The sequence below is a fragment of the Deltaproteobacteria bacterium PRO3 genome, assembly GCA_030263375.1.
Classification (GTDB): domain Bacteria; phylum UBA10199; class UBA10199; order DSSB01; family DSSB01; genus DSSB01.
Genome location: SZOV01000121.1, coordinates 1 through 7,806, shown reverse-complemented (window position 1 = coordinate 7,806; position 7,806 = coordinate 1). Strand labels below are relative to the sequence as shown.

Below are 7,806 nucleotides of genomic sequence, written 5' to 3'. Positions count from 1 at the left end.
CCTCGCCGAATCCGAAATGATGTAGGGGCGAACCTCGTGTTCGCCCCAAGGAACGGGAGGGCGGGCGCGAGGCTCGCCCCTACAACCAATCTGCGTTGACTTGTCCTTAAGGTTTCAGCTAAGTCTTTTTTGAAAATTTGGTGCTACGCCGCGGTGGTGGAATGGCAGACACGCATGTTTGAGGTGCATGTGGAGAGATCCGTGGGGGTTCGAGTCCCCCCCGCGGCACCAATTTGAGAGCTGGTGCTCAGCAATATCCCTCAAAACCCCGTCTTCGGACGGGGTTTTTTTTGGTCTCGTCAGGTTTTCCCCCTTTGCGCTACAATCTTCTTTGGGACGAGGGGCATGACCCAAGAGGAGGGACTATGCAGATCGAGCTGACGATGAAGGAGAAACAATACCTCGAGAACATGCTGATGCACCATATGCGCGAGCTGAGCCGCGAGATCAGCCACACCGACAATCGCAGCTTCAAGGAAAACCTGAAGGAAGAGGCGGAAGTCCTGCGGGTGCTTCAATCCAAGCTCGAGCAAGAGCGGGCGATGAGCCATTAGCGGTAATTCAAGGCGACCCAAAAGCTGTAGACGTTGCAGAGCGCGTGGAACAGCGCCCCCGCCGTGATCGCCCCGGTCCTTTCCTTCAGCCAGCCGAAGGCCAGGGAGGGGAAGAAGATCGAGAAGTGCCACCAGCGCAGCACGATCATGCTGTGCGACAACGCGAATAAGAGCGAGGTGAATAAGAGCGCCCAGCCCACCGGGGCGCCGAAGAGCCGGAAGGGCCTGCCCCAGATCCGGTTGAATTGGGTCTGCATGTAGCCGCGGTAGAAAAACTCCTCCGGGATCGCCACCAGCAGGAAGTGAAAGAGCGCGGCCTTGGCCAGGCCCTGGTAATTTCCGCCCACGTAATGCCGGTGAAAGAACTCCGCCTGGAACCAGCGGTTTCCCGCCTCGATCACCGGAAACACGATCGCCGACAGCAGCAAAAACCAACCCAGCGAGCGCAGCAGCTGCGGCCCGGAGGCCTCGAAGAAATCCATCCGCTCCTTGCGCCGCCACAGCACGAAGATCGGCACGTAGATCAGCAGGATCCCCGTGAAGAGCATCATATTTTCCTGGAAAAACCGGATGCGCTGGAGCTCGTAGAGCCCGCGGGTGGCCAGCATCGTGAAGAACCAGACCCATAGCGTCTGGCGGAACAGGGCCCGGGTGTCGAGCGCGGGCGTCGCGGGTTGTTCGGCGGGAGGGTTCATCAATGCGCGGATTCGTCCCTCGGGGCGCTTCCCGGCAAGGAGGTCTTTTCCTCGGCTTGGGGACGCGCTGGAGCGGCCCCTGCGGCCGCCGCATTTTTACGTTTCAAAATTTGATAAATGACGGCGCAGGAGACGAAGAACAGGATGCTCATGATCTGCGCCGTCGAGATCTTATCGCTGAAGTAAACGCCCCGGTCCATGTCACCGCGCAGGAACTCGATCCAAAAGCGGAAGAAGGCGTAGAGCATGAGGAAGCTCATCATCACCTGGCCCTTGAACTTACGGTGGCGCTCGATCCAGTAGCAGATCAGGAAGATCAAGACCGCCGCGATCATGCTGTAGATCTGGGTCGGCCACAGGGGGACCCCGGGAAACTTGTAACCCGCGTCGCTGCTGCGGTTGTTGAATACCATGTAGAGCAGGTACTTGCCGTGGTCGTGGAAGGGGCTCTTCAGCCCGTAGCAGCAGCCCGCCAGCAGGCAGCCCAGGCGGGTAAAGAAGTCGATGAAGGGCCCGGCGAAGAGCCCGACGTGGTCCAGGTAGGCCCAGGTATCCAGCTTGCGCCAACGCAGGTAGACGACCCAGCCCAGTCCCAGGCCGAGGAAGGCGCCGTAGCTGACGAAGCCGCCGCGCCAGATCTGCCAGAGGTGGGTGGGGTGCTCCCAATAGTAATTGCTATAGCCCGGCGAGGCGTAGATGGGGCCCTCGACGAAGATATGGAAGAGCCGCCCGCCGATCACGGCCATGATTGTCCCGATGATGCCTAAGTCGAGGACGGCCACCTGCGAGAGGCCGCGGCTGGGCGCCATCTTGTAGGAGACGGTGGTGGCGACCAGCGAGGCCATCATCAGCATGAAGGCGAAGCTGGGGATGGCGAACTCGGGGCTATAATAGATAAAAGGACGCATAGAGGCCGAACATAATGCATCCCCGCGCGGACTTCGACTGAAAAATGGGGCTTAGGCCCCCGGGCGGGGCTAATTTTCCGGCTTCTTTTTGGACTCGAAGAGGACTTTGAAGACGAGGAAGAGGGCCCCGCAGGTGATGGCGGCGTCGGCGACGTTGAAGGCCGGCCAGGCGAGGACGAACTTGAAGTGCCGCCCGAAGAGCTCGAAGTCGGCCATCTGGTGGCGCCAATGGAAGTAGAGAAAGTCCACCACCTCGCCGAAGCGGAGCCGGTCGATGAAGTTGCCCAAGGCCCCGCCCAGGATGGCCGCCAGGGGGACCTGCATCTTGCGGTCGCCGGGGGCGGTGTTGCGGTAGAGGGCGATCAAGGCGATCGTGGCCACGATCGTCACGGCGTAGAAGAACCACTGGTGCCCGGCGGCGTGCAGGTCGTCGAACATGCTGAAGGCCACGCCGCGGTTGCGGAAGTGGACCAGGTCGAAGAAACCCTCGAGGACGGGGACGTTGCGGCCGACGGGGATCGAGTCGAGGATGAGCTGCTTGGTCCATTGGTCCAGGGCGATGATGACCGGGGGGATAAGGAGTAGGGGGAGGTATTTGCGCATTATGACAATACCTTGCCGCAGCGGTCGCAGAGGGTCGGGTGCGCCGCGTTTTTGCCCACCGTGATCGAGCGCGTCCAGCAGCGCCCGCACTTCTCGCCCTCGGCCTTCTTTACCTCGACGCGCAGGCCCTCGATGCCGGCGCCGGTCCAGGTGGGCTGCTCGACCTCGGGGGCCACCACCACCTGCGAGACGATGAAATAATGCGCCCAATTCTGCAGGTTCTCCTGCAATAGCTTCTTCCACTCGCCCTCGGCGCTGATCCGCACCTGGGCCTCGAGGGAGTGCCCGATCACCTTCTCTTGCCGCGCCTTCTCGAGGGCCTTCAAGACCTCCTGTCGGACCTGGTCGATCTTGTCGAAGCGCTCGAGCAGCGCATTGTCGAGCAGGGCTTCATCGGCCTTGGGCAGGTCGCTTAAGAAAACCGACTCGGCCTTGCCCGGATAGTCGGGCGTGTGGCGGTGCACCTCTTCCGCCGTGAAAGACAGGATGGGCGCCATCAGCCCCGTGATCGCCCGCAGGATGTCGTAGATCGTGCTCTGCGCCGAGCGCCGCTCGCGCCCCGCCGCCTTCGCCGTGTAGAGCCGGTCCTTGAGGATGTCGAGGTAGAAGGCGCTGAGCGTCACCGTGCAGAACTGGTTGAGCGAGTGGTAGATGACGTGGAACTCGTAGTCCTCGTAGGCCTGGGTGACGCGCTGGATGAATTCTTGCAGCGCGGCCAGGGCCCAGCGGTCGATCTCGACGCGGTCGGCGGGCTTCACCCAGTCGGCCTCCGGCTGGAAGTCGTAGAGGTTGCCCAGGAGGAAGCGGCAGGTGTTGCGGATCTTGCGATAGGTCTCGACCAAGCGGTCGAGGATCTCGGTCGAGAAGCGGATGTCGTTGCGGTAGTCCTCGGCCGAGACCCAGAGCCGCAGGATCTCGGCGCCCAGCTTGTTCAGTACCTGTTCGGGCGGGGTGTAGTTTTTCGCCGACTTCGAGTACTTGCGGCCCTCGCCGTCGACGACGAAGCCGTGGGTCAAGACCGCCTTGTAGGGCGCGCGACCCTCGGTGCCGACCGACGTTAGCAGCGAGGAGTGGAACCAGCCCCGGTGCTGGTCGGTGCCCTCGAGGTAGATGTCGGCGGGCATCTGCAGATCGGGGCGCCGTTCGAGGACGGCGGCGTAGGAGACGCCCGAGTCGAACCAGACGTCGAGGATGTCGGTCTCCTTCTCGAAGGTCTTGCCGCCGCACTGCGGGCAGGCGATGCTGGGCGGCAGCAGCTCTTCGGCGGAGTATTTGAAGTAGGCGTCGGCGCCCTCGGCCTCGAAGCGCTTGGCGATGCCCTCGATCACGTCCTCGCGCAGCAGCGACTCTTTGCAGGCGGTGCAGCGGAAGCCCATGATCGGCACGCCCCAGCTGCGCTGGCGGCTGATGCACCAGTCGGTGCGGTTTTCGACCATGCCGTAGATGCGGTCGCGGCCCCAGTGGGGGATCCACTGGGTGCGGCGGATCGCGTCGAGGGCGCGGCCGCGCAGGTCTTGGGCGGAGAGCGAGATGAAATACTGCGGCGTCGAGCGGAAGATGACCGGCGACTTGCAGCGCCAGCAGTGCGGGTAGCTGTGGCTGGTCTCTTCCGCCTTCATCAAGGCGCCCTTGGACTTGAGCAGCTCGACGATCTGCGGGTTGGCGGAAAAAACCGAGACGCCGACCAGCTCGGGGACGCCGACCTCGGGCGTAAACTTCCCTTCGTTGTCGACCGGGTTGAGGATGGGCAGGCCGTAGCGCATGCCGACGTCGTAGTCCTCCTGGCCGTGGCCGGGGGCGATGTGCACCACGCCGGTGCCCGCATCGAGGGTGACGTGGTCGCTTAAAACCACCTTGGAGATGCGCTCGAGGAAGGGATGCTTGGTCGAGATGCCCTCGAGCTTCTTGGCCGGGATGCGGTCGAGCAGGCGGTCTTCCTGGATGTTGAGCGTCTTGCGGACCTGGTCGAGCAGGCCTTCGGCAAGGATCAGGATCTCATCGCCGACTTGGATGGCCGCGTAGGTGTAGCTTTTGTGCAGGGCGACGGCGAGGTTGGCCGGGAGCGTCCAGGGCGTGGTGGTCCAGATCACGAACTGGACCTTTTTTCCCTCCAGCTGGGGGCTGATCGCTTTGAGGGAGTCGACGGTCTCGAACTTCACGTAGATGGAGGGCGAGAGGTGGTTGTCGTATTCGACCTCGGCCTCGGCCAGGGCGGTCTGGTCCTTGATGCACCAGTGCACCGGCTTTTTGCCCTTGTAGACCATGCCCTTGCCGACCAGCTTGCCCAGTTGGCGGGCGATGGCGGCCTCGTAGCCGTAGTCCATCGTGAGGTAGGGCTGATCCCAGCGGGCCAGGATACCCAGGCGCTTGAACTGTTCGCGCTGGATGTCGACGAACTTCGCGGCGTAGTCGCGGCAGGCCTGGCGCACCTGAACGATGCTCATCGATCTTTTTTTGGGGCCCAATTCTTTGTCGACCTGATGCTCGATGGGCAGGCCGTGGCAGTCCCAGCCGGGGACGAAGTCGCTTTGGAAGCCGGAGAGGCTCTTGTACTTGACCAGGATGTCCTTGAGCGTCTTGTTGAGGATGTGGCCGAAGTGGATGTGGCCGTTGGCGTAGGGCGGGCCGTCGTGGAGGACGAATTTGGGCCGGCCGGCGTTTTTTTGCAAAAGCTTGTCGTAGACCTTAGCCTCGTCCCATTGCCGGAGGAACTCGGGCTCGCGCTGGGCGAGGTTGGCCTTCATCGGAAAGTCGGTCTGCGGCAGGTTGAGGGTGTCTTTGTAGTCTTTGCCGGGCTCTTTCGGTTCGTTCATAGGAAGGGCCGTTAAAACACGGGGTTGCGGGGCTGTCAATAACGGCGGCGGGGCGGTTTTCGCGGCGATTCAGAAGATGTCCGGGGCCCGCAGGGCGACGGCCAGTCGCTCCATGAAGGCCCGGCGCGAGACCTCCTTGGCGCCCAGGCTGCGGAGCAGGGGGGTTATCATCTGGATGTCCATCCACTTGGCGCCGCGTTCGCGGAGGTAGTCGACGGCATAGAGCAGCGCCGCCTTGGAGGCCCCGGATTCGTGGTAGAACATGCTCTCGCCCGCGAACATCTTGCCCAGGCCCACGCCGTAGAGGCCGCCCACCAGGCGGTCGCCGCGGTAGCACTCGAAGCTGTGGGCGTAGCCCGCCTCGTGGAAGCGGATGTAGGCGCGGATCATCGCCGGGTTGATCCAGGTGCCATGGGTCTTGCGGGTGCGGCCCGCGGCGCAGGCGCGGATGACGGCGGGGAAGTTGCGGTCGACGGCGAAGCGGAAGTCTTTCGCCTTGAGCTCGCGCCGCATCCGGCGGGGGACCTTCAGGTCCTTGAACTCGAGGATGGCCCGGCGTGGCGGGGCGAACCAGAGCAGGGGGTAGTCCTCGGTGGGCCAGGGGAAGATCCCGTTTTCGTAGGCCAGCTTGAGGGATTCGATCTCCAGGTCGCCCCCGATGGCCAAGAGGCCCTCGGGGCTGGCGGTATCGACGGGTGGGAAGTGCAGGATGGCCATGCTCGGATTATTTTAAGGGGAATTTCCGGGGTGACTTCAAGGGATTAATCCATTAAATCTCTCCGGCATGAGAATCCTGATCGCCGGCGGGAAGGGCCAGGTCGGCAGCGACTTGGCCGAGGTCTTGCGCGAAGGTTATGAGCCCGTGGCCCTGGGCCGCGACGAGTTCGACATCTCCCGCGAGGCCGCCATGGAACGCGTTTTGGACGAGGTGCGGCCCTCCTACCTGATCAACGCCGCCGCCTTCACCCGCGTCGACGCCTGCGAGACCGAGCGCGAGGCGGCGTGGCGGGTCAACGCCGAGGCCCCGGGCTTTCTGGGCTGGGCCTGCCGGGAGCGGGGCATCCCCTTGCTGCACCTCTCGACGGATTACGTCTTCGACGGGCGCAAGCCGCCCGCCGAGGCCTACGCCGAGGACGATCCCACCGGGCCCCTGTCATTCTACGGCGAGAGCAAGCTCGAGGGCGAGCGGCAGGTCCTCGCCTCCGGCGCCGAGTCTTTGATCCTGCGGACCGCATGGGTCTACGGGATCGCGGGCCCCAATTTCCTCAAGGCCGTCTTGAAGCGGGCCCTGGCCGGCCAGGCCCTCAAGGTCGTGGACGACCAATGGGGCGCTCCGACCTGGTCGCACCGTTTGGCGCGGCAGATCCGTCGGTTGATTTCCGAAGACGTCGGCGGGCTGTTTCATGCCGCCGCGGAGGGGGCCGCCACCTGGTACGAGGTGGCCCGGGAGTTTTTCCGCCTGATGAAGCTGGACGCGGCCTTAAGTCCCTGCAAGACCTCGGAGTACCCGACGGCGGCGCGGCGGCCGGCCAATTCGCGGCTAGAGAACCGCCGCCTGCGGGCGATGGGACTTTGCGAGATGAAGGATTGGCGCGAGGATCTGGCCGAGTTCGTGGCGCGGTTCCGCGAGCGGCTGATCGAGGAGGCGAGGGCGTCGTGAAGGCACTCCTAGTCACCGGCGGGGCCGGTTTCATCGGTTCGAATTTCATCCGCTACCTGCTGGAGGAGAGCGGCTACGCCGGCAAGGTCGTCAACGTCGACAAGTTGACCTACGCCGGCAACCTGGAAAATTTGGCGGGGATCGCGGAGCGCTTCCCCGGGCGCTACGCCTTCGTGTGCGCCGACATCGCCGACGGCGCCGCAGTGGAGGCCGCGATCCTGACGCACGAGGTCGACGCGATCTGCCACCTGGCCGCCGAGTCGCACGTCGACCGCTCGATCTCCGCGCCGGATGACTTCATCCAGAGCAACGTCGTGGGGACCTTCCGCCTGCTGGAGCTGGCGCGCAAGCACCGCGAGCGGATCCGGCGCTTCCACCACGTCAGCACCGACGAGGTCTTCGGGAGCCTGGGGCCGGAGGGGCAGTTCCGCGAGGACACGCCCTACCATCCCAACAGCCCCTACTCGGCCTCGAAGGCGGCCTCGGACCACCTGGCGCGGGCCTACCACCATACCTACGGCCTGCCGGTGACGGTCTCGAACTGCTCGAACAACTACGGGCCCTATCAGCTTC

General features: G+C 63.9%; 8 protein-coding genes and 1 tRNA gene. 4 read left to right on the top strand and 5 right to left on the bottom strand.

The features are described 5' to 3' along the window. The first annotated feature begins 147 nt into the window (after positions 1-147). Positions 148-231 (top strand) — tRNA-Leu (locus FBR05_13720). Positions 232-365: 134 nt separating this feature from the next. Beyond that, entirely contained in the window at positions 366-554 is a 189-nt protein-coding gene (locus FBR05_13715; GenBank protein ID MDL1873234.1) for a hypothetical protein, read from the top strand. Here FBR05_13715 and FBR05_13710 read toward each other — a convergent pair. From FBR05_13710 to FBR05_13690, 5 genes are all read right to left on the bottom strand, one after another. Further along, positions 551-1,249 carry a CPBP family intramembrane metalloprotease gene (locus tag FBR05_13710; GenBank protein ID MDL1873233.1) on the bottom strand — a complete coding sequence of 233 codons (699 nt, stop codon included), beginning with the start codon at positions 1,247-1,249 and terminating at the stop codon, positions 551-553. The genes FBR05_13715 and FBR05_13710 overlap by 4 nt on opposite strands. Then, a complete protein-coding gene (locus FBR05_13705; protein MDL1873232.1) occupies positions 1,249-2,157 on the bottom strand; it encodes a prolipoprotein diacylglyceryl transferase in 909 nt (302 codons plus the stop codon). The genes FBR05_13710 and FBR05_13705 overlap by 1 nt, the downstream gene beginning before the upstream one ends. A gap of 69 nt (positions 2,158-2,226) precedes the next feature. Then, positions 2,227-2,760 carry a signal peptidase II gene (lspA, locus tag FBR05_13700; protein MDL1873231.1) on the bottom strand — a complete coding sequence of 178 codons (534 nt, stop codon included), beginning with the start codon at positions 2,758-2,760 and terminating at the stop codon, positions 2,227-2,229. Further along, the gene (gene ileS, locus FBR05_13695; protein MDL1873230.1) at positions 2,760-5,573 is read right to left on the bottom strand and encodes an isoleucine--tRNA ligase; all 2,814 of its coding nucleotides are present in this window, start codon (positions 5,571-5,573) and stop codon (positions 2,760-2,762) included. The genes lspA and ileS overlap by 1 nt, the downstream gene beginning before the upstream one ends. A 69-nt stretch (positions 5,574-5,642) precedes the next feature. Next, positions 5,643-6,290 (bottom strand): leucyl/phenylalanyl-tRNA--protein transferase, encoded by a 648-nt coding sequence (locus tag FBR05_13690; GenBank protein MDL1873229.1) that lies wholly within the window; start codon positions 6,288-6,290, stop codon positions 5,643-5,645. 67 nt (positions 6,291-6,357) lie between these two features. Here FBR05_13690 and rfbD point away from each other — a divergent pair, with 67 nt between their 5' ends. Further along, on the top strand, positions 6,358-7,233 hold the full coding sequence (gene rfbD / locus FBR05_13685; protein MDL1873228.1) for a dTDP-4-dehydrorhamnose reductase: 876 nt from the start codon (positions 6,358-6,360) through the stop codon (positions 7,231-7,233). Next, positions 7,230-7,806: NAD-dependent epimerase/dehydratase family protein (locus FBR05_13680; GenBank protein ID MDL1873227.1), on the top strand; the 577-nt coding region annotated here is incomplete at its 3' end. The genes rfbD and FBR05_13680, both read left to right, overlap by 4 nt.